This is a genomic window from Bacillus sp. PS108 (assembly GCF_037963335.1).
In the GTDB taxonomy this organism is placed as follows: Bacteria; Bacillota; Bacilli; order Bacillales; family Bacillaceae; genus Bacillus; species Bacillus subtilis.
Map to the genome: position 1 here is coordinate 1713601 of NZ_CP150155.1, position 25582 is coordinate 1739182.

The following is a 25582-nucleotide window of genomic DNA, read 5'->3' on the forward strand; positions in this document are numbered from 1 at the left end:
TTGTCCTTCTCCTTCATAATTTGAGGTGAGGGGGGACAGAACATGTACAAAAAATTTGTACCGTTTGCCGTTTTTTTATTTCTTTTTTTTGTCTCATTTGAGATGATGGAAAATCCGCATGCACTTGATTATATAGGGGCAATGAAAAAAGATACGGTGACTGTCACGGCGTCAAAAGACCAATTATATGAAGAATTGCTTCAAAAAGCGCCGGAGTACGAAGTTAAGCCCCAGAATGCAAGAATTGATAAAGTATGGAAAAGCATTCCAGGCTACAATGGATTAAAGGTCAATATTGAACAATCATATAAAAAAATGAAAAAGCATGGTGAGTTTCGGGAAAAAGATTTGGTGTACAGTCAAGTAAAACCAAGTGTTCATCTTGAGTCACTTCAGCCTGAGCCTATTTATAAAGGAAATCCTGACAAACCGATGGTGGCTTTTTTAATCAATGTGGCATGGGGAAATGAGTATTTGGAAAAAATGCTCCCTATTCTGCAAAAGCACCAGGTTAAAGCTACGTTCTTTTTAGAAGGCAATTGGGTGAGAAACAATGAAAAGCTCGCTAAGAAGATTGCAAAAGACGGACATGAAATCGGAAATCATTCATACAATCATCCGGATATGAGCAAACTGACTACAGGAAGAATTTCCGAGCAGCTCGACAAGACTAATGAACAAATAGAACAAACGATCGGTGTTAAGCCAAAGTGGTTCGCTCCGCCAAGCGGAAGTTTCAGAAAAGCGGTTATCGACATTGCAGCAGAGAAACAGATGGGAACAGTCATGTGGACAGTTGATACAATCGATTGGCAAAAGCCGGCTCCGTCTGTACTTCAGACGAGAGTGTTAAGCAAGATACATAATGGTGCCATGATTTTAATGCATCCGACTGACCCTACGGCGGAAAGTCTTGAAGCGCTGATTACACAGATAAAAGACAAAGGATATGCGCTTGGAACAGTCACTGAACTAATGGATGAAACAAGACTATTGAAGTAACAGATGAAGGCAGCTTGTCTTTGAATAGGAGGAACAAATTTGATTAAACGATATACGTGTCAAAATGGTGTAAGAATTGTGCTGGAAAATAACCCGACAGTCCGTTCTGTTGCGATCGGCGTATGGATCGGCACAGGTTCGAGACATGAAACGCCGGAGATAAACGGAATTTCTCACTTTTTAGAGCACATGTTCTTTAAAGGGACGAGCACAAAATCTGCACGCGAGATAGCAGAATCTTTTGATCGTATTGGCGGCCAGGTCAATGCGTTTACTTCAAAGGAATATACCTGCTACTATGCAAAGGTGCTTGACGAGCATGCGAATTACGCGCTGGACGTATTAGCAGATATGTTCTTTCATTCAACGTTTGATGAAAACGAGCTGAAAAAAGAAAAAAATGTAGTATATGAAGAAATTAAAATGTATGAAGATGCGCCGGACGACATTGTACATGATTTATTGAGCAAAGCCACTTACGGCAATCATTCTTTAGGCTACCCAATTCTAGGCACGGAAGAAACGCTTGCTTCCTTTAACGGTGACTCTCTCAGACAATACATGCATGATTATTATACGCCGGACCGAGTGGTGATTTCGGTAGCGGGCAATATATCTGACAGTTTTATCAAAGATGTAGAAAAATGGTTCGGGTCATACGAGGCGAAAGGCAAAGCGACAGGCCTTGAGAAGCCTGAGTTCCACACGGAAAAACTGACGAGAAAAAAAGAAACAGAGCAGGCTCATTTGTGCCTTGGATTTAAAGGCTTAGAGGTTGGCCATGAACGTATTTATGATTTAATCGTCCTCAACAATGTGCTCGGAGGCAGCATGAGCAGCCGGCTGTTCCAAGATGTGCGTGAAGATAAAGGACTTGCTTATTCTGTTTACAGCTATCACAGTTCATATGAGGACAGCGGAATGCTCACTATTTACGGTGGAACGGGTGCAAATCAGCTTCAGCAGCTGTCGGAAACAATTCAAGAAACCCTTGCCACATTAAAACGTGACGGCATTACCTCAAAAGAACTGGAAAACAGCAAAGAGCAAATGAAGGGAAGCTTAATGCTGAGCTTAGAAAGCACAAACAGCAAAATGAGCCGAAACGGAAAAAATGAACTGCTGCTCGGCAAACATAAAACATTAGATGAAATCATCAATGAATTAAACGCCGTGAACTTAGAGCGTGTTAACGGCCTTGCCAGACAATTGTTTACCGAAGACTATGCATTAGCACTTATCAGCCCTTCCGGCAATATGCCGTCTTAAAAAGGAAAGCCTGCTCCATAATGGAGCAGGCATTTTTTAATCCCTTTCATCATACATAGTACAAGGGGGTGACAGACATGCGGCTCAGTGAATTATCAGGAAAGGAAATTGTAGACATCAAAAGAGCCGAACGGCTCGGAGTGCTCGGTCAGACCGATTTGGAAATCAATGAACAGGATGGACAGATTACAGCACTCCTCATTCCCACAGTTAAGTGGTTTGGTTTGAGAAAGCAAGGTCATGACATTCGTGTCCCATGGCACCATATTCAAAAGATCGGTTCAGATATGATTATATTAGATGTACCTGAGGAAATGCCTCCTCGACAAGAGTAAATAGCCCAATTGACTGTGAAGCGGGCTCTAAAGAAAACATCTGAAACATCGGCTGCCGGAGCCGATGTTTTTTTATATGGAAAAAGCGCATCTTTTATATTCACCAGTATTTTCTTTTGATCATAAGATGAAGGGGAGCTTAACAACTAGAGATCCAGTATATACAAAGAAGGTGAACGTTTAGAATGTTAACCGGATTGAAAATTGCAGTTATCGGCGGTGACGCAAGACAGCTCGAAATTATAAGAAAGCTCACTGAACAGCAGGCTGACATCTATCTTGTCGGTTTTGACCAATTGGATCACGGTTTTACCGGGGCAGTAAAATGCAATATTGATGAAATTCCTTTTCAGCAAATAGACAGCATCATTCTTCCAGTATCCGCGACAACAGGAGAAGGTGTCGTATCGACTGTATTTTCTAATGAAGAAGTTGTGTTAAAACAGGACCATATCGACAGAACGCCTGCACATTGTGTCATTTTCTCAGGAATTTCTAACGCCTATTTAGAAAACATTGCAGCTCAGGCAAAAAGAAAACTTGTTAAACTGTTTGAGCGGGATGACATTGCGATATACAACTCTATTCCGACAGTAGAAGGAACGATCATGCTGGCTATTCAGCACACGGATTATACGATACACGGATCACAGGTGGCCGTTCTCGGTCTGGGTCGCACCGGGATGACGATTGCCCGTACATTTGCCGCGCTCGGGGCGAATGTAAAAGTGGGGGCAAGAAGTTCAGCGCATCTGGCACGTATCACTGAAATGGGGCTCGTTCCTTTTCATACCGATGAGCTGAAAGAGCATGTAAAAGATATAGATATTTGCATTAATACCATACCGAGTATGATTTTAAATCAAACGGTACTTTCTAGCATGACACCAAAAACCTTAATATTGGATCTGGCCTCACGTCCCGGGGGAACGGATTTTAAATATGCCGAGAAACAAGGGATTAAAGCACTTCTTGCTCCCGGGCTTCCAGGGATTGTCGCTCCTAAAACAGCTGGGCAAATCCTTGCAAACGTCTTGAGCAAGCTTTTGGCTGAAATACAAGCTGAGGAGGGGAAATAAGGATGTCGTCATTAAAAGGAAAAAGAATCGGGTTTGGGCTGACCGGGTCGCATTGCACATATGAAGCGGTTTTCCCGCAAATTGAGGCGTTGGTCAATGAAGGAGCTGAAGTCCGTCCGGTTGTCACATTTAATGTAAAATCCACAAATACCCGATTTGGAGAGGGCGCAGAATGGGTTAAAAAAATTGAAGACCTGACTGGATATGAGGCCATTGATTCGATTGTAAAGGCAGAACCTCTTGGACCGAAGCTGCCCCTTGACTGCATGGTCATTGCGCCTTTAACAGGCAATTCAATGAGCAAGCTGGCAAATGCCATGACGGACAGCCCGGTGCTGATGGCGGCAAAAGCGACAATCCGAAACAATCGGCCTGTCGTTCTGGGTATCTCGACAAATGATGCTCTTGGTTTAAACGGAACAAATTTAATGAGGCTCATGTCAACAAAAAATATCTTTTTTATTCCATTCGGGCAAGACGATCCCTTTAAAAAACCGAATTCAATGGTAGCCAAAATGGATCTGCTACCGCAAACGATTGAAAAGGCACTCATGCACCAGCAGCTTCAGCCGATTCTAGTTGAGAATTATCAGGGAAATGACTAAATTTACAGAAAATCTTTCCCAAACTAAAAAATTCGGTCATCACCCGCATATTCTATGGTAAAATAAAACGTAAAATCATAGTCAAATCAATTCAATGAAGCTGATTGGCGGAAGGAGTTTTACAGATGGGAAGAGGTTTACACGTAGCTGTTGTCGGAGCGACAGGGGCTGTGGGACAACAAATGCTTAAAACACTTGAAGACAGAAACTTTGAAATGGACACACTTACATTGCTATCTTCAAAACGCTCTGCGGGGACAAAAGTCATGTTTAAAGGCCAAGAGCTGACTGTTCAGGAAGCTTCTCCTGAGAGCTTTGAAGGGGTAAATATTGCTTTGTTCAGCGCCGGCGGAAGCGTATCACAAGCATTGGCACCAGAAGCTGTAAAACGCGGCGCTATTGTTATAGATAATACGAGCGCGTTCCGCATGGATGAAAATACACCGCTTGTTGTGCCAGAAGTGAATGAGGCAGACTTGCATGAACACAATGGCATTATTGCCAATCCAAACTGCTCTACAATCCAAATGGTTGCGGCACTTGAACCGATCCGCAAAGCATATGGCTTAAACAAAGTCATCGTATCAACTTACCAGGCAGTATCAGGAGCGGGTAATGAAGCTGTAAAAGAGCTTTACAGCCAAACACAGGCGATTTTAAATAAAGAAGAAATAGAGCCTGAGATCATGCCTGTAAAAGGTGACAAAAAACACTATCAAATCGCCTTCAACGCGATTCCGCAAATCGATAAATTCCAAGATAACGGCTATACGTTTGAGGAAATGAAAATGATAAATGAAACGAAAAAAATCATGCACATGCCTGACCTTCAAGTAGCGGCTACATGTGTGAGACTGCCAATCCAAACTGGGCACTCAGAGTCCGTCTACATCGAAATAGACCGTGATGACGCTACAGTTGAAGATATTAAAAATCTATTGCAAGAAGCTCCGGGCGTGACACTTCAGGATGATCCAAGCCAGCAGCTTTATCCGATGCCTGCTGATGCTGTCGGCAAAAACGATGTGTTTGTAGGCCGCATCCGCAAAGACTTGGACAGAGCAAACGGTTTTCATTTATGGGTTGTTTCTGATAACCTATTAAAAGGCGCGGCATGGAACTCTGTTCAAATTGCAGAAAGCCTGAAAAAACTAAACCTCGTATAAAAGAGAGAATTTTCTAAAGACGAATAGAAGAGAGTAAGGCGCTATCAGCCTGCTCTCTTCTGTTACGTCCGAATAATTTGGAGTGAAAACAGTGAAGATAATTGTTCAAAAGTTCGGCGGAACATCAGTAAAAGATGATAAAGGCCGCAAACTGGCTTTAGGGCATATTAAAGAAGCAATCAGTGAAGGATATAAGGTTGTCGTTGTCGTTTCAGCGATGGGCCGAAAAGGAGACCCGTATGCAACAGATTCTTTGCTCGGGCTGCTTTACGGCGATCAGTCAGCGATTTCTCCTAGGGAACAGGATTTGCTTTTATCTTGCGGAGAGACTATTTCCTCTGTCGTCTTTACAAGCATGCTGCTTGATAACGGTGTGAAAGCAGCTGCGCTGACAGGGGCTCAGGCTGGCTTTTTAACGAATGATCAGCATACCAATGCAAAAATCATTGAAATGAAACCGGAGCGTTTATTCAGTGTGCTCGCCAATCATGATGCGGTAGTCGTCGCAGGCTTCCAGGGCGCAACTGAAAAGGGTGATACAACTACAATCGGCAGAGGGGGCAGCGATACGTCTGCAGCCGCACTCGGAGCAGCTGTTGATGCGGAATACATCGATATTTTCACCGATGTAGAAGGCGTGATGACTGCTGACCCAAGAGTGGTGGAAAATGCAAAACCGCTTCCTGTTGTGACGTATACGGAAATCTGCAACCTGGCGTATCAGGGGGCCAAGGTCATTCATCCGCGTGCGGTGGAAATCGCAATGCAGGCCAAGGTTCCGATCCGCGTCCGTTCGACTTATTCGAATGATAAAGGTACATTGGTGACATCACATCACTCTTCCAAGGTCGGCAGTGATGTTTTTGAAAGGCTGATTACGGGAATCGCACATGTCAAAGATGTCACGCAGTTCAAAGTGCCTGCGAAAATCGGCCAGTATAATGTTCAGACTGAAGTGTTCAAGGCTATGGCAAACGCTGGAATCAGTGTCGATTTCTTTAACATTACACCTAGTGAAATCGTCTATACGGTAGCCGGAAATAAAACAGAAACAGCTCAGCGTATTTTAATGGATATGGGCTATGATCCAATGGTGACGAGAAACTGCGCGAAGGTATCGGCGGTCGGCGCGGGCATTATGGGTGTTCCCGGTGTTACGTCCAAAATTGTATCGGCTCTTTCAGAAAAAGAAATTCCGATCCTTCAGTCGGCTGACAGCCATACGACGATATGGGTGCTCGTCCATGAAGCGGATATGGTTCCTGCTGTAAACGCTTTGCATGAAGTGTTTGAACTTTCGAAGTAAATGTGATTGAATCATGATGAGGTGAATAAAATGAATTTCGGAAATGTGTCTACAGCGATGATTACACCCTTTGACAATAAAGGGAACGTAGACTTTCAAAAACTGTCTACACTGATTGATTACTTGTTGAAAAACGGAACGGATTCTTTAGTAGTAGCGGGAACAACTGGAGAATCTCCGACCCTTTCAACTGAAGAAAAAATTGCGCTTTTTGAATATACGGTAAAAGAAGTAAACGGACGGGTGCCCGTTATCGCTGGTACTGGAAGCAACAACACGAAAGATTCCATTAAGCTGACAAAAAAAGCTGAGGAAGCGGGCGTGGACGCTGTTATGCTTGTTACCCCGTATTACAATAAACCTTCTCAAGAAGGAATGTACCAGCATTTTAAAGCAATTGCGGCAGAGACATCTCTTCCGGTTATGCTCTATAATGTTCCTGGCCGTACGGTTGCTTCTCTTGCTCCTGAAACGACGATCCGTTTGGCGGCGGACATTCCGAATGTGGTTGCGATTAAAGAAGCGAGCGGAGACCTAGAAGCGATTACAAAAATTATTGCTGAAACACCGGAAGACTTCTATGTCTATTCAGGGGATGACGCTCTGACGCTTCCTATTCTTTCAGTTGGAGGAAGAGGAGTTGTATCAGTGGCGAGCCATATTGCAGGCTCTGATATGCAGCAAATGATCAAAAATTATACGAATGGGCAAACAGCTAATGCGGCACTGATCCATCAGAAACTGCTGCCGATTATGAAGGAACTGTTTAAAGCGCCTAATCCTGCTCCAGTCAAAACAGCGCTTCAGCTGAGAGGTCTTGATGTCGGTTCTGTGCGTCTGCCTCTAGTCCCGTTAACTGAGGATGAACGTCTGAGCTTAAGCAGCACGATCAGCGAACTGTAAGAAAATTTCATACAGTGAAACAAACGCGGTCATTCTCACATTCAGCTGAGTTTGACCGTTTCTTTTACATATTGGTTTTCCCTAAACCTTCTGCTTTATCTTGTTTTCTAAATTTACTTTCAGTTATAATAGGAACAAGTGATGATGGACGGGTATGAGACTAGGAGGATATAGATTTTGAAAAAGAAAAATACAGAAAACGTTAGAATTATCGCCCTTGGCGGTGTCGGAGAGATTGGGAAGAACCTTTATGTCATTGAAATTGACTCGGACATATTTGTCGTTGATGCCGGCCTTATGCATCCAGAAAACGAAATGCTCGGTATTGATGTAGTGATTCCTGACATATCATATTTGATTGAACGGGCTGACCGCGTCAAGGCAATCTTTTTAACGCACGGGCACGATGAAAATATCGGCGGCGTTTTTTACTTATTAAACAAGCTGTCCGTTCCAGTGTACGGAACAAAACTGACGCTTGCATTGTTAAGAGAGAAATTAAAACAATACGGACATAACCGAAAAACTGATTTAAGGGAAATTCACTCAAAATCTGTCATTACATTTGAATCAACAAAAGTATCGTTCTTTAGAACGATTCACAGCATTCCTGATTCTGTAGGTGTGAGCTTTAAAACATCACTTGGATCTATTGTATGCACGGGAGACTTCAAATTTGACCAAACACCTGCACTTAATCAGACGTGCGACATTGGCGAGATCGCCAAGATCGGCAATAGCGGCGTGCTCGCTCTTCTTTCTGACAGTGCAAATGCGGAACGGCCGGGTTACACCCCTTCGGAAGCGGCTGTCAGCGGAGAAATTTCGGATGCGCTGTATAATTCACAGAACCGGGTGATTATTGCTGTTTTCGCATCCAATATTAACCGGATTCAGCAAGTCATTCATGCAGCGGCTCAAAATGGCAGAAAGATTGCCGTAGCCGGAAAAAATCTTCAATCTGTCCTGCAGCTGGCGAGAAAGTTAGGATACATTGAAGCAGATGATGAATTGTTTATTTCTGTACAGGATGTCAAAAAATATCCGAAGCGCGAAGTGGCCATTATTACAGCCGGAAGCCAAGGTGAACCATTAGCTGCTTTGACAAGAATGGCAAACAAAGCTCACAAACAGCTGAACATTGAAGAAGGGGATACGGTGGTCATTGCGTCAACTCCGATTCCCGGGCAGGAACTCATTTACTCTAAAACAGTAGATCTTCTTGCGAGAGCCGGTGCACAAGTCATCTTTGCCCAAAAGCGTGTTCATGTATCAGGCCACGGCTCACAAGAAGAGTTAAAGCTGATGATCAACCTGCTTAAACCAAAATATTTGATTCCTGTAAACGGCGAATACAGAATGCAAAAAGCTCATTCGAAAATCGCTGAAGAAACCGGCATGAAGCGCAGTGACATCTTCTTAATTGAAAAAGGAGACGTCGTTGAATTCCGCGGCCAAAACGTAAAAATTGGGGATAAAGTTCCTTACGGCAATATTTTGATTGATGGTTTAGGTGTCGGTGATATCGGCAATATCGTATTGAGAGACCGCCGCTTGCTTTCACAGGACGGAATTTTAATCGTTGTCATTACACTTGATAAACAAAAGAAACATCTTGTATCAGGACCAGAAATTATCACTCGCGGCTTTGTTTATGTAAGAGAGTCTGAAGGTCTAATCGTACAGGCTACTGAGCTCGTCCGGTCCATCGTGACAGAAGCGACTGAAACATCAAATGTCGAATGGTCAACGCTGAAGCAGGCAATGCGGGATGCTTTGAACCAATTCCTTTATGAAAAAACGAAACGTAAACCGATGATCATCCCAATTATTATGGAAGTATAATGACTGACTAAAGACCGGAGCTGCTCCGGTCTTTATTTTTTGTCCTTCAAGCCGGGATTGAATGAAGTATCTTTGTTCATAATACAAAGAGAAACTCGGAAAGGATGAAAGCGAGATGGATCATCGTATGGAAAACACAGAAGAAGAGCGTCCTGAAAAAAATGATGCGAAGGACAGCATTATGAATAAAATACAGCAGCTTGGTGAAACGACGCTTCCGCAGCTGCCCCAAGATACAAATATTCATTGTCTGACCATTATCGGACAAATTGAAGGCCATGTTCAGCTTCCTCCGCAAAACAAAACAACAAAATATGAACATGTCATCCCGCAGATTGTGGCAATTGAACAAAATCCCAAAATTGAAGGCTTGCTGATCATATTAAATACTGTCGGAGGAGATGTTGAAGCTGGTCTTGCAATAGCGGAAATGCTTGCATCTTTATCGAAACCGACCGTTTCTATCGTGCTTGGCGGGGGGCATTCCATCGGCGTTCCGATTGCTGTATCCTGTGATTACAGCTATATCGCCGAAACAGCAACGATGACGATTCATCCAGTTAGGCTCACCGGGCTGGTCATCGGGGTGCCGCAAACGTTTGAATACCTGGATAAGATGCAAGAAAGAGTTGTTAAATTTGTGACAAGCCATTCCAATATAACCGAAGAGAAATTTAAAGAGCTAATGTTTTCAAAAGGAAACTTAACACGGGATATCGGAACAAATGTAGTCGGTAAGGATGCAGTTAAATACGGATTGATCGATCACGCAGGCGGTGTCGGACAGGCAATCAATAAACTGAATGAGCTCATCGACGAAGCAAGGAAAGAAGAAGGACGGATGATTCAATGATTCTTTATACCGTGATGCCGCAGGAAATTGTGTTTGCAGAACAGAACCAAGAGACAAGCGCACATGAGCAAATTGAATATAAAGGTGTACCGCTTCTAGTCGAAATGAAAGGGAATGAAGCGGAAGTCATTCAAATCATGAGCACCAATCCAATGCATTTTCTGCATCCGGACATTTCACCCGGACAAAAGCTGAAATTAAACGTATAAGAATCCAACCCTTTTTTAAGGGCAAAATATGCTATAATAGGGGAATCCTACAGAAAAAACGCAGCCTGTAAACGGCTGCTTTCTTCATTATGTATGAACTTACATTTTTTAACGCAGTAAGGTGATGAGTGTGGCAAAGAAAAAACGAAAATCAAGAAAAAAACAGGCGAAACAGCTCAATATAAAATACGAGCTTAACGGATTGCTGTGTATAGCCATTTCAATTATCGCAATCTTGCAGCTGGGGGTAGTCGGGCAAACGTTTATCTATTTGTTCCGCTTTTTTGCTGGAGAGTGGTTTATTTTATGCTTGTTAGGTTTATTGGTGTTAGGAGTCTCACTGTTTTGGAAGAAAAAAACCCCAAGCCTTTTAACGAGACGAAAGGCCGGGTTGTACTGTATCATCGCAAGCATATTGCTGCTTTCTCACGTGCAGCTATTTAAAAATTTGACGCACAAAGGGTCTATTGAGTCTGCAAGCGTGGTGCGCAATACGTGGGAATTGTTTTTAATGGACATGAATGGCAGCTCTGCTTCACCTGATTTAGGCGGAGGGATGATCGGTGCGCTGCTGTTTGCGGCTTCACACTTTTTGTTTGCGTCGACTGGTTCTCAGATCATGGCGATTGTCATGATTTTGATCGGAATGATTTTAGTAACTGGACGCTCGCTGCAAGAAACGCTGAAAAAGTGGATGAGCCCGATTGGACGTTTTATAAAAGAACAATGGTTAGCATTTATTGATGATATGAAATCCTTCAAATCAAATATGCAGTCATCGAAAAAAACGAAAGCGCCGAGCAAAAAACAAAAACCGGCCCGCAAAAAACAGCAAATGGAACCGGAGCCTCCTAATGAAGAGGGGGATTATGAAACAGTATCGCCTCTTATTCATTCAGAGCCGATTATCTCAAGCTTTTCTGATCGTAATGAAGAGGAAGAGTCTCCAGTTATAGAAAAGCGCCCCGAACCTGTGTCGAAGCCGCTTCAGGACATCCAACCGGAGACAGGTGATCAGGAAACTGTTTCTGCTCCTCCTATGACCTTTACAGAGCTCGAAAATAAGGATTACGAGATGCCGTCACTGGATTTGCTGGCAGATCCGAAGCATACCGGCCAGCAGGCTGATAAAAAGAATATTTATGAAAATGCCAGAAAGCTTGAACGCACATTCCAAAGCTTTGGCGTAAAGGCGAAAGTCACACAGGTTCATCTCGGACCGGCCGTAACAAAATATGAAGTATATCCTGATGTCGGAGTGAAGGTTAGCAAAATTGTCAATTTAAGCGATGATTTAGCGCTTGCGCTTGCTGCGAAGGATATCAGGATCGAAGCGCCTATACCAGGCAAATCAGCAATCGGAATTGAAGTTCCAAACGCAGAAGTGGCAATGGTTTCGCTGAAGGAAGTGCTGGAGTCTAAATTGAATGACAGACCGGATGCGAAGCTGTTAATTGGACTCGGCCGCAATATTTCAGGTGAAGCTGTATTGGCTGAGTTAAACAAGATGCCCCACCTTTTGGTCGCAGGCGCAACCGGTAGCGGGAAAAGTGTCTGTGTCAACGGCATTATTACAAGTATTTTAATGCGCGCGAAACCGCATGAAGTGAAAATGATGATGATCGATCCTAAAATGGTAGAGCTAAATGTCTACAACGGGATTCCGCATTTGCTTGCTCCGGTTGTAACCGATCCGAAAAAAGCGTCGCAGGCTTTGAAAAAGGTTGTCAATGAAATGGAGCGGCGGTACGAATTATTCTCTCATACGGGTACAAGAAATATTGAAGGATACAATGATTATATAAAACGCGCCAACAATGAAGAAGGAGCGAAACAGCCAGAGCTGCCCTATATTGTTGTCATTGTGGACGAGCTTGCCGATCTCATGATGGTCGCTTCATCTGATGTGGAAGATTCAATTACGAGATTGTCCCAAATGGCGCGGGCTGCCGGCATCCATCTTATTATTGCGACACAGCGGCCATCGGTGGATGTTATCACAGGGGTGATCAAAGCGAACATTCCGTCACGAATCGCGTTCAGCGTATCTTCACAGACGGATTCAAGGACCATTCTTGACATGGGTGGCGCTGAGAAGCTTCTTGGCCGCGGCGATATGCTGTTTTTACCTGTAGGGGCTAACAAACCTGTCCGTGTGCAGGGAGCATTTTTGTCGGATGACGAAGTGGAGAAGGTCGTCGACCATGTGATTACGCAGCAGAAAGCGCAATATCAAGAAGAAATGATTCCTGAGGAGACAACAGAAACTCATTCCGAGGTTACTGATGAACTTTATGATGAAGCTGTTGAATTAATCGTCGGCATGCAGACGGCATCTGTTTCAATGCTGCAAAGAAGATTCAGAATCGGCTATACGAGAGCGGCTCGCCTGATTGACGCAATGGAGGAACGCGGCGTTGTCGGACCGTATGAAGGCAGCAAACCTAGGGAAGTATTATTATCAAAAGAGAAATATGATGAGCTCTCTTCTTAATGAAGGGAGTTCCGCTTTCTATAGTTGTCAATAATAACATTATGTAAACTGATCACCTTTCTATTTATTTTTTCGACAAAACATGATATAGTTGTCCCAATTGTTCAATAATTTTTATCGAAAGTGGTTTACGGAGGGGAAACATGTCTACAAAAGCTGATAATCGGCACTTGTATTTGAAAGTAATTGAACGAATTAAAGAGGATATAAAAAATGGGATCTACACTGAGAAGGAAAAGCTGCCTTCTGAATTTGAGCTTTCCAAAAAGCTTGGTGTCAGCAGAGCGACGCTAAGAGAAGCCTTACGGATACTGGAAGAAGAGCATGTGATTATCAGAAGGCATGGTGTAGGCACTTTTGTCCATTCTAAGCCGTTATTTCTTTCGGGCATTGAACAGCTGAACAGTGTAACCAAGATGATAGAACAGGCGAATATGACCCCTGGCACGATTTTTCTATCATCACAAGTACTTATGCCGTCTGAAGATGATACGAAGAGATTTCATTTGGCAGAAGGGCAAGAACTTTTTTACCTTGAACGAGTCAGGACAGCTGACGGACAGCCGATTGTATATTGTATAGACAAAATTCCGATGAATATTTTGCCGAATTCTTTTTCTCATCAGCAAGAATCTATGTTTGACCTGCTTGAGAAAAATTCAGGCTCCGTAATCAGCTATGCAGTAACTGATATAGAACCGATCGGCTATCACGATACCATTTCTCCAGTACTTGAATGCGATCCGGAAACAGCCCTTTTGCTGTTAAAACAAACCCATTACGATCAGCACGATAAACCGGTGCTTTATTCTTTAAATTATTTTAGAGCAGATAAATTCAGATTTCATGTTTTGCGTAAACGATTCTAAAAACGGACGCCTGTATGTGTCTGTTTTTTTATTTGCCCTGATTCATGTTTCTTTGTACATACTTTCATTCCGGTTAACGCAATATATAAGGGATGACAAGAAAGTGAATGGGTGAAAATGTTGAGAGAGAAAAATGGAATGAAAAATATTATTGCATTGTCTTCTGTCCCGCTTGTGATGACACTCGGGAACTCCATGCTGATTCCTGTTCTTCCGATGATGGAGAAAAAGCTGTCTGTGACTTCATTTCAAGTATCTTTAATCATTACTGTATATTCAGTAGTAGCAATTATTTGCATTCCGATTGCCGGATATTTGTCGGATCGTTTCGGGAGAAAAAAAATATTGCTTCCATGCCTCCTCATTGCAGGATTGGGGGGAGCCGTAGCTGCTTTTGCCTCGACCTATATGAAAAATCCTTATGCTATGATCTTGGCGGGGCGGGTTCTTCAAGGCATTGGTTCTGCAGGTGCCGCTCCGATCGTCATGCCGTTTATCGGTGACCTGTTTAAAGGAGACGATGAAAAGGTCAGCGCCGGTCTTGGCGATATTGAAACCGCCAACACGTCAGGGAAGGTACTGAGTCCCATACTTGGAGCCTTACTGGCTTCTTGGTATTGGTTTGTACCGTTTTGGTTTATTCCGTTTTTCTGTTTGATCAGCTTTTTGCTCGTATTGTTTTTGGTGGCCAAGCCTGAAGAAGATGAAGATGCGCCTGCTGTTTCTGAGTTTATTAAGAGTGTGAAGAAAATCTTAAAACAGGATGGTCGCTGGCTTTATACGGTCTTCATTATCGGGTGTGTCATTATGTTTTTGTTATTTGGCGTATTATTTTATTTATCAGATACGCTGGAGAACAAGTATGCCATTGACGGAGTAGCTAAAGGCGGATTACTGGCAATCCCACTTTTGTTTTTGTCAACCAGTTCTTTTATAGCTGGCAAAAAGATCGGTAAAGATAAAGGCCGAATGAAATTTTGCGTTGTTACAGGAATGATTTTGTTAACCCTTTCGTATATTGCCTTGTGGTGGAACCACAGTTTTTATTTTTTATTTGTCTTTTTAAGCTTTGGCGGGATTGGGATTGGAATGGCTCTTCCTGCTTTAGATGCATTGATAACCGAAGGGATTGAAAGTGAACAATGCGGAACCATTTCCTCCTTCTACAATAGCATGCGCTTTATAGGAGTAGCTCTCGGTCCACCTGTTTTTGCTGCATTAATGTCTAATGCAAACTGGATTATTTTCATACTCTCGGCGTTTTGCAGCATCGTTTCTTTATTTTTAGTGCTCTTTACTGTAGATGCTAAAAAAAGTGAAGAAGAAGAAAAAAACTTAGGGACGGTCTAGCCAGCCGTCTTTTTTTGCGCTTCCTTGCACAGTTTACAACTGCACCTATACAGCATGCGGAGGTTATTGTTTCCTTATAAATCCTACAGTTGCTATAATTACATGAAAGAGTGTTTCTGCGAATGCTGAAAATTGGTCATAATACATACTAATTAAGAAATGAACGAAGGAGGTTCCATATGTCATATGTTAATGAACTCAAATCAAAGCACGGCGGTTTAACCGCACATATTGTAAAAACAGAAAAATTCAAAACCGTCTCGCTTATTTTTAAGATGCTTGCGCCGCTGACAAAGGATCAAGTCACCAAAAGAGCGCTGCTTCCGCATGTGCTTCTTCGCGGAACGAAAAGCCATCCGAAAACCGCAGAATTGCGTTCATACCTGGATGAGCTGTACGGCACGTCAGTATCGGCTGATCTTACGAAAAAAGGAGAGCGGCACGTCATTACGTTCAGGCTTGAAATCCCGAATGAAAAATATTTAAAAGACCAAACGCCGCTACTTGAGAAAGGGCTCCAGCTTCTTGCAGAAATCGTCTTTTCACCTGCTTTGGAGGGAGACGCTTTTCAGTCACAATATGTGGCTCAAGAAAAACGGACGCTTAAGCAAAGAATCCAAGCCGTCTATGATGATAAAATGCGCTATTCGAATTTAAGGCTAATACAGGAAATGTGCAAAAATGAGCCTTACGCGCTTCATGTCAATGGTGAAATCGACGATGTCGATGACATTACGGCAGAGCAATTATACGAAACATACCAAAGCGCTATCCAAAAAGACCAGCTTGATTTATATGTAGTTGGCGATGTGGACAGTAACCAGGTACATTCGGCAATTGATAAGTATTTCAAAACAGAAGAGCGAACTCTTGGCACGATTGAAAACAATCACGCTGATGAAAAAGTTCAGCCAAAAGAAGTAATTGATGAAGAGGATGTCAAGCAAGGAAAACTGAATATCGGCTACCGCACCAGCATCACTTATACAGATCAGGATTATCCTGCTTTACAAGTGTTTAACGGATTGTTCGGCGGATTCTCTCATTCTAAACTTTTCATTAATGTTCGGGAAAAAGCCAGTCTTGCTTACTACGCGGCTTCGCGTATAGAAAGTTTTAAAGGCTTGTTAATGGTGATGTCAGGCATTGAAGTGAAAAATTATGAACAGGCGGTTTCGATTATTGCTGAGCAATTCCAGGCAATGAAAAATGGCGATTTCAGTGAGCAGGATATAGCACAGACAAAGGCCGTCATTCGAAATCAAGTGCTGGAAACGATTGATACAGCATACGGTTTATCTGAGTTTTTATATCAGCAGGCCGCTGCTCAAGTCGAGATTCCTATCGAAGACTTTCTTGCCAATATTGAGAATGTCACAAAAGAGGATATCATTAAAGCCGGCGAAAAGATTCAGCTTGATACGACTTATTTCTTAAAAGGGACGGAGGGTGCATCTTGATCAAACCAATCGAATATGAACAGCTTCAGGAGACGCTGTATCATGAAAAAATGTCCAACGGCCTCGATGTTTACGTTTTGCCGAAAAAAGGCTTCAACAAGACATATGCGGTCTTTACAACAAAGTACGGCTCGATAGATAACCGGTTTGTCCCTTTAGGTAAAAACGAGATGGTTCACGTGCCGGACGGGATTGCGCACTTTCTTGAGCACAAGCTGTTTGAGAAAGCGGACGGAGACGTTTTTCAAGATTTCAGCAAACAGGGGGCTTCTGCCAATGCGTTTACGTCATTTACAAGAACGGCTTACCTTTTCTCAAGCACATCAAATGTTGAACGCAATTTAGAGACGCTGATCGATTTTGTACAGGACCCATATTTTACTGAAAAAACGGTTGAAAAGGAAAAAGGGATTATCGGGCAGGAGATTAATATGTACGACGATAACCCTGATTGGAGGCTTTACTTCGGGGTCATTGAAAACATGTACAAAGAGCATCCTGTCAGAATTGACATAGCGGGAACAGTGGAAAGCATTTCACATATTACAAAAGACCTTCTTTATGAATGCTATGAAACGTTTTATCACCCGAGTAACATGCTCCTTTTCATTGTCGGCCCTGTAGATCCTGAAGCGATTATTTCTCAGGTAAGAGAAAACCAGGGGAAAAAGCCGTATACTGATCAGCCGGAGATCAAACGGGAAGAAGTGAAAGAGCAAGAAGCGGTTTTCCGAAAAGAAAAAGAGATCAAAATGAACGTGCAGGGACCGAAATGCCTTGTTGGGCTGAAATCCAAAAATCCGTTTAAATTAGGCAAAGAGCTCTTAAAGCATGAACTTTCAATGAACTTATTGCTTGAAGCTCTTTTTGGCAAAAGCTCTGCCCAGTATGAATCACTTTATGAAAAAGGATATATTGACGAAACGTTCAGCTTTGATTTTACTGCTGAATATGGGTTCGGTTTTGCGGCGATCGGCGGAGATACGCCTGAGCCTGATCAATTGGCTGAAGACATTTCAAGCATGCTTTTGCGCGCCGGTGAACTGATTACTGCTGAAAAGATTGAACTTGCCAGAAAGAAAAAGATCGGTACATTCTTAAAAGCGCTGAATTCCCCTGAATACATCGCCAATCAATTTACCCGTTATGCGTTCTTGGATATGAGCCTGTTTGATGTTGTAACGGTACTCGAGCAGATTACCCTCGAGGATGTCCAGAACGTAATACAAGAGGAAATCGCTGCAGACAGACTGACTGTCTGCAAGGTTGTTCCTAAATCATAAACAAAACATCCCTCCAGTGTGAGGGGTGTTTTTCTGCGGAAAGAAGGAAAGAGGATGAACAAAACAGCACTAATCACCGGAGCAAGCGGCGGCATTGGCAAAAGCATCAGCGGAACCCTTGCAGCTAGAGGATACAATCTGCTGCTGCATTACAATACAAATCAAAATGCGGCAGCGGAGCTTGCTGAAAAACTAAGTCAGATGTTTGGCGTAAATGCGGAGATATTACAAGCTGATCTGTCCGCGCAAGATGGAGCAGATAAGCTGACAAGTTCAATTGTTCAGCCGATTGATGCGATTGTTTTAAACAGTGGAAGAAGCCATTTTGGGCTGATTACGGATGTAGATAACGCAACAGTCCAGGAAATGGTTCAGCTTCATGTGGCGAGTCCGTATATGCTGACGAGAAACCTTCTGCCAGGCATGATTCGGAATAAATCGGGAGCGATTGTGGCTGTCAGCTCGATTTGGGGAGAGACTGGAGCATCCTGTGAAGTGCTGTACAGCATGGCAAAAGGAGCTCAGCATTCGTTTGTAAAAGGATTGGCTAAGGAGCTGGCGCCAAGCGGAATCAGAGTAAACGCAGTAGCGCCGGGCGCAGTTGATACAAATATGATGAATCAATTTACCCCGGCTGAAAAAGAAGAGATCGCTGATGAGATTCCGATCGGCCGGCTGGCCCGGCCGCAAGAAATTGCGGATGCAACAGCTTTTCTCCTGTCTGAAAAAGCGTCATATATCACCGGCCAAATTCTGTCGGTGAATGGCGGCTGGCACTGCTGATCCGAAAATATTCGGTGTATAGTTTCTTTTGTGAAGGACACAATAATCTTGTAACTTCACATGAAATGGAGGAAACAAGCATGTCAGTATTAGAAAACTGGGATAGCTGGAAAAACTTCCTTGGCGACCGTCTGAACTATGCGCAAGATAAAGGTATGAGCCAGGATACGATTACAGATCTTGCGACAGAAATCGGCAGCTACTTGGCTAATGAAGTGGAATCTAAGAACGAGCAGGAAAAAGTGCTGGCAGATCTTTGGAGTGTAGCATCAAAAGATGAACAGCACGCCATTGCCAATATGATGGTTAAGCTTGTTGAAAATAACAGCACTCACTAGGAAGAGAGGGGATTTTTCCTCTCTTTTTTATGTTTTCCTCATCACAGCAACATTCTTCTTTCTAATTAGAGAAAAATGCTTTATGATAAAGGAAGGTAAAATTTTGCCACAATGAAGGGGGTATATCATTTGGCAAAGCTCGAATGGTATTTTGAATATGAAATTCAAGTGAACCGCCCCGGACTGCTCGGGGATATTTCATCTCTTCTTGGGATGCTTTCTATCAACATCGTAACGATAAACGGCGTCGATCTTTCCAGAAGAGGAATGCTCCTCAGGTGCCGCCATATAGATCAAATTAAACGATTAGAATCAATCTTAAAAACGATGGAAACAATTAAAGTAACGAAGCTTAGAGAACCGAGGCTTCGCGACCGACTTGCCGTACGCCACGGCCGTTATATTCAACGGGATGCCGATGACAAGAAAACGTTCCGCTTTGAACGGGACGAGCTTGGCTTATTAGTCGATTTTATGGCCGAATTGTTCAAAAAAGAAGGCCATAAATTAATCGGAATCAGAGGTATGCCGCGTGTCGGGAAAACGGAATCGATTGTAGCCTCTAGTGTGTGTGCAAGCAAAAGGTGGCTGTTTGTGTCATCAACCTTGCTGAAGCAGACGATAAGAAGCCAGCTGATTGCCGATGAATACAGCACTGAAAATGTCTTTATCGTTGACGGAATTGTGTCAACACGAAGAGGATCGGAACGCCATCTCCAGCTGGTCCGAGAAATCATGCGGCTTCCGGCAACAAAAGTGGTGGAGCATCCGGACATATTCGTTCAAAATACAGAGTATACACTAGATGACTTTGATTATATTATTGAACTGAGAAATGACCCTGATGAGGTTATTACATATGAACATGCCGAGGAACCCCAAATGTTTGATCAATCCGGGTTTTCAAGCTTTGATTTTTAAAATTGGAAGGTGTTTGTTGTGACTGAACTAGGAATCCGGCTCAAAGAAGCCAGAGAGGAAAAAGCAATGTCATTGGATGATCTCCAAGCGGCAACAAAGATTCAAAAAAGGTATTTAACCGCCTTGGAGGAAGGAAACTATGACATTATTCCGGGGAAGTTTTATGTTCGGGCATTCATCAAGCAATATGCAGAAGCCGTTGGGCTTGATGCGGATCAGCTGTTTGAGGAGCATAAAAAAGATATCCCTAATACGTATCATGATGATGTGTCTGAAAAGATCTCCGGCATGAATCTTCAAAAGGAAATGCCAAAGCCAGCATCTAAGGCGCTGGAGCTGCTGCCAACAATACTTGTTATTCTCGGCGTGATTGTCGTGATTGCCATTGTGTACGCGATCATTCAATTTGCCAATCACAAAAACAGTGATGATCACAATGCGGCATCAGAAAAAGCAATTACGCAAAGTGAGAGCAAGTACGAAATCCCTAAAGATTCAACGCTGAAAGAGAATCAAAATAACAGCTCTGAAAAAGAGACAGACACTAAAAAAGAAACGAAAGAAAACGAAGATAAGAAAAAAGAAAATGACAGTGAGAAGCTGGAGATTAAAGCTGCTGGCACTGAAGGATCGTTAACGACTTATGAAGTGTCCGGCGCTGATAAAATCGAGCTGGAACTGAAGGCATCAGACAGCTCCTGGATTCGAGTGCGCGATGAAAACAGCAGCTCTTTAAAAGAAGGAACGCTGAAAAAAGACGAAACCTATAAAAAAGACATAACTGATCAGAAACAAGTTGATATCCGCACCGGATATGCACCTAATCTGAAAATAAAAATCAACGGTAAGGTTCTTTCATATGAACTTGATCCGAAAAAAGTGATGGCACAAACCATAAAGATTGTAAATAAAAAGGAAGAAAAGTCATCTTAATTATCAGATGACTTTTCTTCACGTCCGAGTATGAAATTGGAGGGGCTTTATGTTTAACTTACCAAATAAAATCACACTAGCTAGAATCGCATTAATCCCAATCTTCATGATTATCATGCTGGCGCCGTTTGACTGGGGCAGGCTCGAAGTTGGAGACGAATCCATCCCGGTCGCACATTTGGCGGGGGCCATTCTATTTATTATTGCATCTACAACAGACTGGGTGGACGGGTATTATGCCCGAAAATTAAATCTCGTAACAAACTTCGGGAAATTTCTTGATCCGCTTGCGGACAAACTGCTCGTATCCGCAGCGTTAATTATCCTTGTTCAATTTGATCTCGCTCCAGCTTGGATGGTCATTGTGATTATCAGCAGGGAGTTTGCCGTGACAGGTTTAAGGCTTGTCTTAGCCGGAACAGGAGAAGTCGTAGCTGCTAACATGCTTGGTAAAATCAAAACCTGGGCACAGATTATTGCGGTATCTGCATTGCTTCTTCATAATCTTCCATTTGAACTTGTGTCATTCCCGTTTGCAGACTTGGCGCTGTGGGTAGCCGTCTTCTTTACTGTCGTCTCAGGCTGGGAATATTTCTCTAAAAATTGGGAAGCGTTAAAAACATCTAACTAAGAAAGAAGGACTTCGTCATGGAATTTCCAAAAAAAGCAGAAATAATTGCAGTCGGTTCAGAGCTGCTGCTTGGCCAAATCGCCAATACAAATGCTCAATTTATCAGCAAACAGCTCGCTGAAATCGGGGTCAACGTATTTTATCATACAGCGGTCGGAGATAACCCGGAGCGGCTGAAGCAGGTCATCCGCATTGCTGAAGAACGCTCTGACTTCATTATTTTTTCAGGAGGGCTTGGACCCACAAAAGATGATCTGACGAAAGAAACGATTGCAAATACGCTGGGACGTCCGCTTGTGTTAAATGATGAGGCATTCCAATCCATTGAGGACTATTTCAAACGAACAAAACGCACGATGTCACCTAATAACCGAAAACAGGCGCTTGTGATCGAAGGCTCTGACGTGCTGGCGAATCACTTTGGAATGGCCCCGGGAATGCTCACAGAGCATGAATCGCGCTATTATATGCTTCTTCCTGGACCGCCGAGCGAATTGCGTCCAATGTTTGAAAACGAGGCAAAGCCTCTTCTGCTGAAAAAGATGGGTTCAAATGAAAAAATTGTGTCAACCGTTCTTCGCTTTTTCGGTATCGGTGAATCTCAGCTTGAAGCCGATTTGGAAGATATTATTGATGCGCAAACCAATCCGACAATTGCGCCATTGGCGGCTGATGGAGAGGTGACGCTGCGTCTGACAGCCAAACACGCCGATGAAAAGGAAACAGAGCGTCTGTTAAAAGAAACAGAGGCCGTTATCTTAGAGCGTGTCGGTGAATTTTTCTATGGTTACGATGATACTTCTCTTGTAAAAGAGCTATCTATAGCGTGCAAGGAAAAAGGCATTACAATTTCTGCGGCAGAAAGCTTTACCGGAGGGCTGTTTTCTGAATGGCTGACGGATCATAGCGGTGCCTCAAAATTATTTGCCGGGGGCGTTGTTTGCTATACAAACGACGTGAAGCAGAATGTGCTTGGTGTCAAGAAGGAAACATTAGATCGTTTTGGGGCGGTCAGCAAGGAGTGCGCATCCGAACTGGCTAAGGGTGTTCAAAAACTCACTGGCAGCGATATCGGCATTAGCTTTACTGGTGTAGCAGGACCTGATGCTCAAGAAGGGCATGAGCCTGGGCATGTGTTTATCGGCATTTCCGCAAATGGTAAAGAAGAGGTTCACGAGTTTCACTTTGCGGGCTCCAGAACGGGGATCAGAAAACGCGGCGCTAAATACGGCTGCCATTTAATCTTAAAGCTTTTAGAGCAAAAATAATATTTTCAGCACATTATCCTCCTAAGAAAACATGATTTCTCTGATACATTATGATATTTTGATAGGAATCACGCCAAGAAAAAATCCGAATATGCGTTCGCTTTTTTCTTGGCAAATCCCTTCAAACAGGGTATAGTATATGTAGTGGTAACATAAAGGAGGAAAAAATAGAATGAGTGATCGTCAGGCAGCCTTAGATATGGCTCTTAAACAAATAGAAAAACAGTTCGGCAAAGGTTCCATTATGAAACTGGGAGAAAAGACAGATACAAGAATTTCTACTGTCCCAAGCGGCTCCCTAGCTCTTGATACAGCACTGGGAATTGGCGGATATCCTCGCGGACGGATTATTGAAGTATACGGTCCTGAAAGCTCAGGTAAAACAACTGTGGCGCTTCATGCGATTGCTGAAGTTCAGCAGCAGGGCGGACAAGCCGCGTTTATCGATGCGGAGCATGCGTTAGATCCGGTATACGCGCAAAAGCTCGGTGTTAACATCGAAGAGCTTTTACTGTCTCAGCCTGACACAGGCGAGCAGGCGCTTGAAATTGCGGAAGCATTGGTTCGAAGCGGGGCAGTTGACATTGTCGTTGTCGACTCTGTAGCCGCTCTCGTTCCGAAAGCGGAAATTGAAGGCGACATGGGAGATTCTCATGTCGGTTTGCAAGCACGCTTAATGTCTCAAGCGCTTCGTAAGCTTTCAGGGGCCATTAACAAATCGAAGACAATCGCGATTTTCATTAACCAAATTCGTGAAAAAGTCGGTGTTATGTTCGGGAACCCGGAAACAACTCCTGGCGGCCGTGCGTTGAAATTCTACTCTTCCGTGCGTCTTGAAGTGCGCCGTGCTGAACAGCTGAAACAAGGCAACGACGTAATGGGGAACAAAACGAAAATCAAAGTCGTGAAAAACAAGGTGGCTCCGCCGTTCCGTACAGCCGAGGTTGACATTATGTACGGAGAAGGCATTTCAAAAGAAGGCGAAATCATTGATTTAGGAACTGAACTTGATATCGTGCAAAAAAGCGGTTCATGGTACTCTTATGAAGAAGAGCGTCTTGGCCAAGGCCGTGAAAATGCAAAACAATTCCTGAAAGAAAATAAAGATATCATGCTGATGATCCAGGAGCAAATTCGCGAACATTACGGCTTGGATAATAATGGAGTAGTGCAGCAGCAAGCTGAAGAGACACAAGAAGAACTCGAATTTGAAGAATAAAAATAAAATAAGTTTCAAATGATACAAAAGGCTGAGTGAAAAACTCAGCTTTTTTGTATTTTGCAAAAAAATGATAAAAATATTGCTTTTTTTGACAACTTTTTTAGGGCTTTATTCGTCTAACAAAACGTGTGCAAAATGGAATTTATTTTGGGAGGAAAAAATGAATGACAAGCCCAACCCGCAGAAGAACTGCGAAACACAGACGGAGAAAACTAAATAAAAGAGGAAAACTGTTGCTTGGTCTTTTAGCAGTGATGGTTTGCATTACGATTTGGAATGCTCTTCATCGGAATAGTGAAGAAAACGAACCATCTCAAGAAACTGCAGCGGTTTCAAATACCGATCAGAAAAAAGAGGTCAAAAAGAAAACTGCCAAAAAATCAGAGGAACAAATCAAAACAGTGGATCGAAATCAAAAAATCAGCAATTATTTAGAAGAAATCGGTTTCAGCGGAACAGCCATGATTGTCAGAAATGGAGAAATCGTAACAAATAAAGGTTTTGGCTATGCTGACCGTAAACACTACATTCAAAATAATCCATTGACATCTTTTTATGTCGGTTCATCACAAAAAGCGCTGATTGCAACTGCTATTTTGCAGCTAGAGGAAAAGGGGAAACTTCAGACAAGTGATCCGGTAAGTACGTATTTACCTCATTTTCCTAACGGACAAACGATTACTTTGAAGAATCTGCTTACACATACATCGGGGATAAACGGACATATTGAAGGAGACGGCGCCATTACGCCGGACGATTTAATAAAAGACATAGAACTGCAGGGAATCAAACGTCAGCCGGGCGTATGGGACTACCAGGATTCCAACTATTCTGTTCTCGCTTATATTATTGCTGAAGTAAGCGGTGATCCCTATGAACAGTACATAAAGAATCATATTTTTAAACCTGCGGGAATGACGCATGCAGGCTTTTACAAAACATATGAAAAAGAACCTTATCCTGCTGTCGGGTATAAGATGAAGGGCGGCAAAACAGTTACACCGTATATACCTGATCTATCTCAGCTGTATGGAGCGGGTGATATTTATATGAGCGCTATAGATATGTACAAATTTGACCAAGCGCTGATAGACGGAAAACTGTATTCGCAAAAAAGCTATGAAAAGATGTTTACGCCAGGGAGCAGCTCCACATACGGCATGGGATTTTATGTTGATCCCGGAAGCTATTCAAACCATGGTGTTATGCCCGGCTTCAATATCTTGAACAGCTTTAGTAAATCTGGGCAAACCATTGTTATTTTGTTCTCAAACATTCAAAATAATGCTAAATTGGGCCAAGTGAACAATAAAATATACCAGCTTCTAAATCAAGAATGATTGGCGATCTTCTTTTGGATGAATTGCATTCGGCACGTGAAAAGACGACTGGCCTGCAAACGTTAAGATGGCAAGCTTGACAAGTATTTCCGACACATTTACAATGAAGTTGTAACAT

At 42.9% G+C, this 25582-nt stretch carries 24 protein-coding genes; all 24 read left to right on the forward strand.

From position 1 onward, the window contains the following. Window positions 1-42 precede the first annotated feature (42 nt). Window positions 43-1002, forward strand: coding sequence for a polysaccharide deacetylase family protein (locus NSQ16_RS08950; protein WP_014479804.1), 960 nt, complete (start codon window positions 43-45; stop codon window positions 1000-1002). A 39-nt stretch (window positions 1003-1041) separates the two neighbouring features. Further along, window positions 1042-2271, forward strand: a complete 1230-nt coding sequence (locus NSQ16_RS08955) for a pitrilysin family protein (RefSeq protein ID WP_003245717.1) — start codon at window positions 1042-1044, stop codon at window positions 2269-2271. A gap of 77 nt (window positions 2272-2348) precedes the next feature. Then, on the forward strand, window positions 2349-2606 hold the full coding sequence (locus NSQ16_RS08960) for a YlmC/YmxH family sporulation protein (protein ID WP_003231890.1): 258 nt from the start codon (window positions 2349-2351) through the stop codon (window positions 2604-2606). Between the two features lie 185 nt (window positions 2607-2791). Beyond that, window positions 2792-3685 (forward strand): dipicolinic acid synthetase subunit A, encoded by an 894-nt coding sequence (gene dpaA, locus NSQ16_RS08965; RefSeq protein ID WP_015715893.1) that lies wholly within the window; start codon window positions 2792-2794, stop codon window positions 3683-3685. A gap of 2 nt (window positions 3686-3687) precedes the next feature. Beyond that, complete coding sequence (dpaB, locus tag NSQ16_RS08970) at window positions 3688-4290, forward strand: dipicolinate synthase subunit B (RefSeq protein WP_003231884.1); 603 nt, start codon at window positions 3688-3690, stop codon at window positions 4288-4290. A gap of 125 nt (window positions 4291-4415) precedes the next feature. Next, window positions 4416-5456 (forward strand): aspartate-semialdehyde dehydrogenase, encoded by a 1041-nt coding sequence (gene asd / locus NSQ16_RS08975; protein ID WP_015715894.1) that lies wholly within the window; start codon window positions 4416-4418, stop codon window positions 5454-5456. Window positions 5457-5547: 91 nt separating this feature from the next. Further along, complete coding sequence (gene dapG, locus NSQ16_RS08980; RefSeq protein WP_015483233.1) at window positions 5548-6762, forward strand: aspartate kinase; 1215 nt, start codon at window positions 5548-5550, stop codon at window positions 6760-6762. A gap of 30 nt (window positions 6763-6792) precedes the next feature. Further along, complete coding sequence (gene dapA / locus NSQ16_RS08985; RefSeq protein ID WP_014476832.1) at window positions 6793-7665, forward strand: 4-hydroxy-tetrahydrodipicolinate synthase; 873 nt, start codon at window positions 6793-6795, stop codon at window positions 7663-7665. A gap of 177 nt (window positions 7666-7842) precedes the next feature. Then, the gene (gene rnjB / locus NSQ16_RS08990; RefSeq protein ID WP_003231875.1) at window positions 7843-9510 is read left to right on the forward strand and encodes a ribonuclease J2; all 1668 of its coding nucleotides are present in this window, start codon (window positions 7843-7845) and stop codon (window positions 9508-9510) included. 115 nt (window positions 9511-9625) lie between these two features. Then, on the forward strand, window positions 9626-10363 hold the full coding sequence (gene tepA / locus NSQ16_RS08995) for a translocation-enhancing protein TepA (RefSeq protein ID WP_003245712.1): 738 nt from the start codon (window positions 9626-9628) through the stop codon (window positions 10361-10363). Further along, entirely contained in the window at window positions 10360-10572 is a 213-nt protein-coding gene (gene tepJ / locus NSQ16_RS09000) for a TepA modulator TepJ (RefSeq protein ID WP_003231871.1), read from the forward strand. The genes tepA and tepJ overlap by 4 nt, the downstream gene beginning before the upstream one ends. A gap of 130 nt (window positions 10573-10702) precedes the next feature. Next, window positions 10703-13066 carry a DNA translocase SpoIIIE gene (gene spoIIIE, locus NSQ16_RS09005; protein ID WP_021479278.1) on the forward strand — a complete coding sequence of 788 codons (2364 nt, stop codon included), beginning with the start codon at window positions 10703-10705 and terminating at the stop codon, window positions 13064-13066. A gap of 143 nt (window positions 13067-13209) precedes the next feature. After that, window positions 13210-13935: a GntR family transcriptional regulator gene (locus tag NSQ16_RS09010; RefSeq protein ID WP_003245732.1), complete on the forward strand. Its 726-nt coding sequence runs from the start codon at window positions 13210-13212 to the stop codon at window positions 13933-13935. Window positions 13936-14073: 138 nt separating this feature from the next. Next, window positions 14074-15285 (forward strand): bacillibactin exporter BcbE, encoded by a 1212-nt coding sequence (gene bcbE, locus NSQ16_RS09015; protein WP_230488502.1) that lies wholly within the window; start codon window positions 14074-14076, stop codon window positions 15283-15285. A 179-nt stretch (window positions 15286-15464) separates the two neighbouring features. Next, complete coding sequence (locus NSQ16_RS09020; RefSeq protein WP_046160415.1) at window positions 15465-16745, forward strand: pitrilysin family protein; 1281 nt, start codon at window positions 15465-15467, stop codon at window positions 16743-16745. After that, window positions 16742-18028 (forward strand): pitrilysin family protein, encoded by a 1287-nt coding sequence (locus NSQ16_RS09025; RefSeq protein WP_003244823.1) that lies wholly within the window; start codon window positions 16742-16744, stop codon window positions 18026-18028. The genes NSQ16_RS09020 and NSQ16_RS09025 overlap by 4 nt, the downstream gene beginning before the upstream one ends. Before the next feature lie 54 nt (window positions 18029-18082). Continuing rightward, window positions 18083-18811, forward strand: a complete 729-nt coding sequence (gene efpI / locus NSQ16_RS09030; protein ID WP_230488501.1) for an EF-P-5 aminopentanone reductase — start codon at window positions 18083-18085, stop codon at window positions 18809-18811. An 80-nt stretch (window positions 18812-18891) separates the two neighbouring features. Then, window positions 18892-19149, forward strand: coding sequence for a DUF3243 domain-containing protein (locus tag NSQ16_RS09035; protein WP_003245199.1), 258 nt, complete (start codon window positions 18892-18894; stop codon window positions 19147-19149). 129 nt (window positions 19150-19278) lie between these two features. Next, window positions 19279-20070, forward strand: a complete 792-nt coding sequence (locus NSQ16_RS09040; RefSeq protein ID WP_003220998.1) for a YmfK family protein — start codon at window positions 19279-19281, stop codon at window positions 20068-20070. 66 nt (window positions 20071-20136) lie between these two features. After that, complete coding sequence (rodZ, locus tag NSQ16_RS09045; RefSeq protein ID WP_010886511.1) at window positions 20137-21003, forward strand: cell shape determination protein RodZ; 867 nt, start codon at window positions 20137-20139, stop codon at window positions 21001-21003. A 49-nt stretch (window positions 21004-21052) separates the two neighbouring features. After that, window positions 21053-21634, forward strand: a complete 582-nt coding sequence (pgsA, locus tag NSQ16_RS09050) for a CDP-diacylglycerol--glycerol-3-phosphate 3-phosphatidyltransferase (RefSeq protein WP_003244753.1) — start codon at window positions 21053-21055, stop codon at window positions 21632-21634. Window positions 21635-21651: 17 nt separating this feature from the next. After that, window positions 21652-22902, forward strand: coding sequence for a competence/damage-inducible protein A (locus NSQ16_RS09055; RefSeq protein WP_003231847.1), 1251 nt, complete (start codon window positions 21652-21654; stop codon window positions 22900-22902). A 172-nt stretch (window positions 22903-23074) separates the two neighbouring features. Then, window positions 23075-24121 carry a recombinase RecA gene (gene recA / locus NSQ16_RS09060; RefSeq protein WP_003245789.1) on the forward strand — a complete coding sequence of 349 codons (1047 nt, stop codon included), beginning with the start codon at window positions 23075-23077 and terminating at the stop codon, window positions 24119-24121. 167 nt (window positions 24122-24288) lie between these two features. Further along, window positions 24289-25464, forward strand: a complete 1176-nt coding sequence (locus NSQ16_RS09065) for a serine hydrolase domain-containing protein (RefSeq protein ID WP_230488500.1) — start codon at window positions 24289-24291, stop codon at window positions 25462-25464. Window positions 25465-25582: the final 118 nt, after the last annotated feature.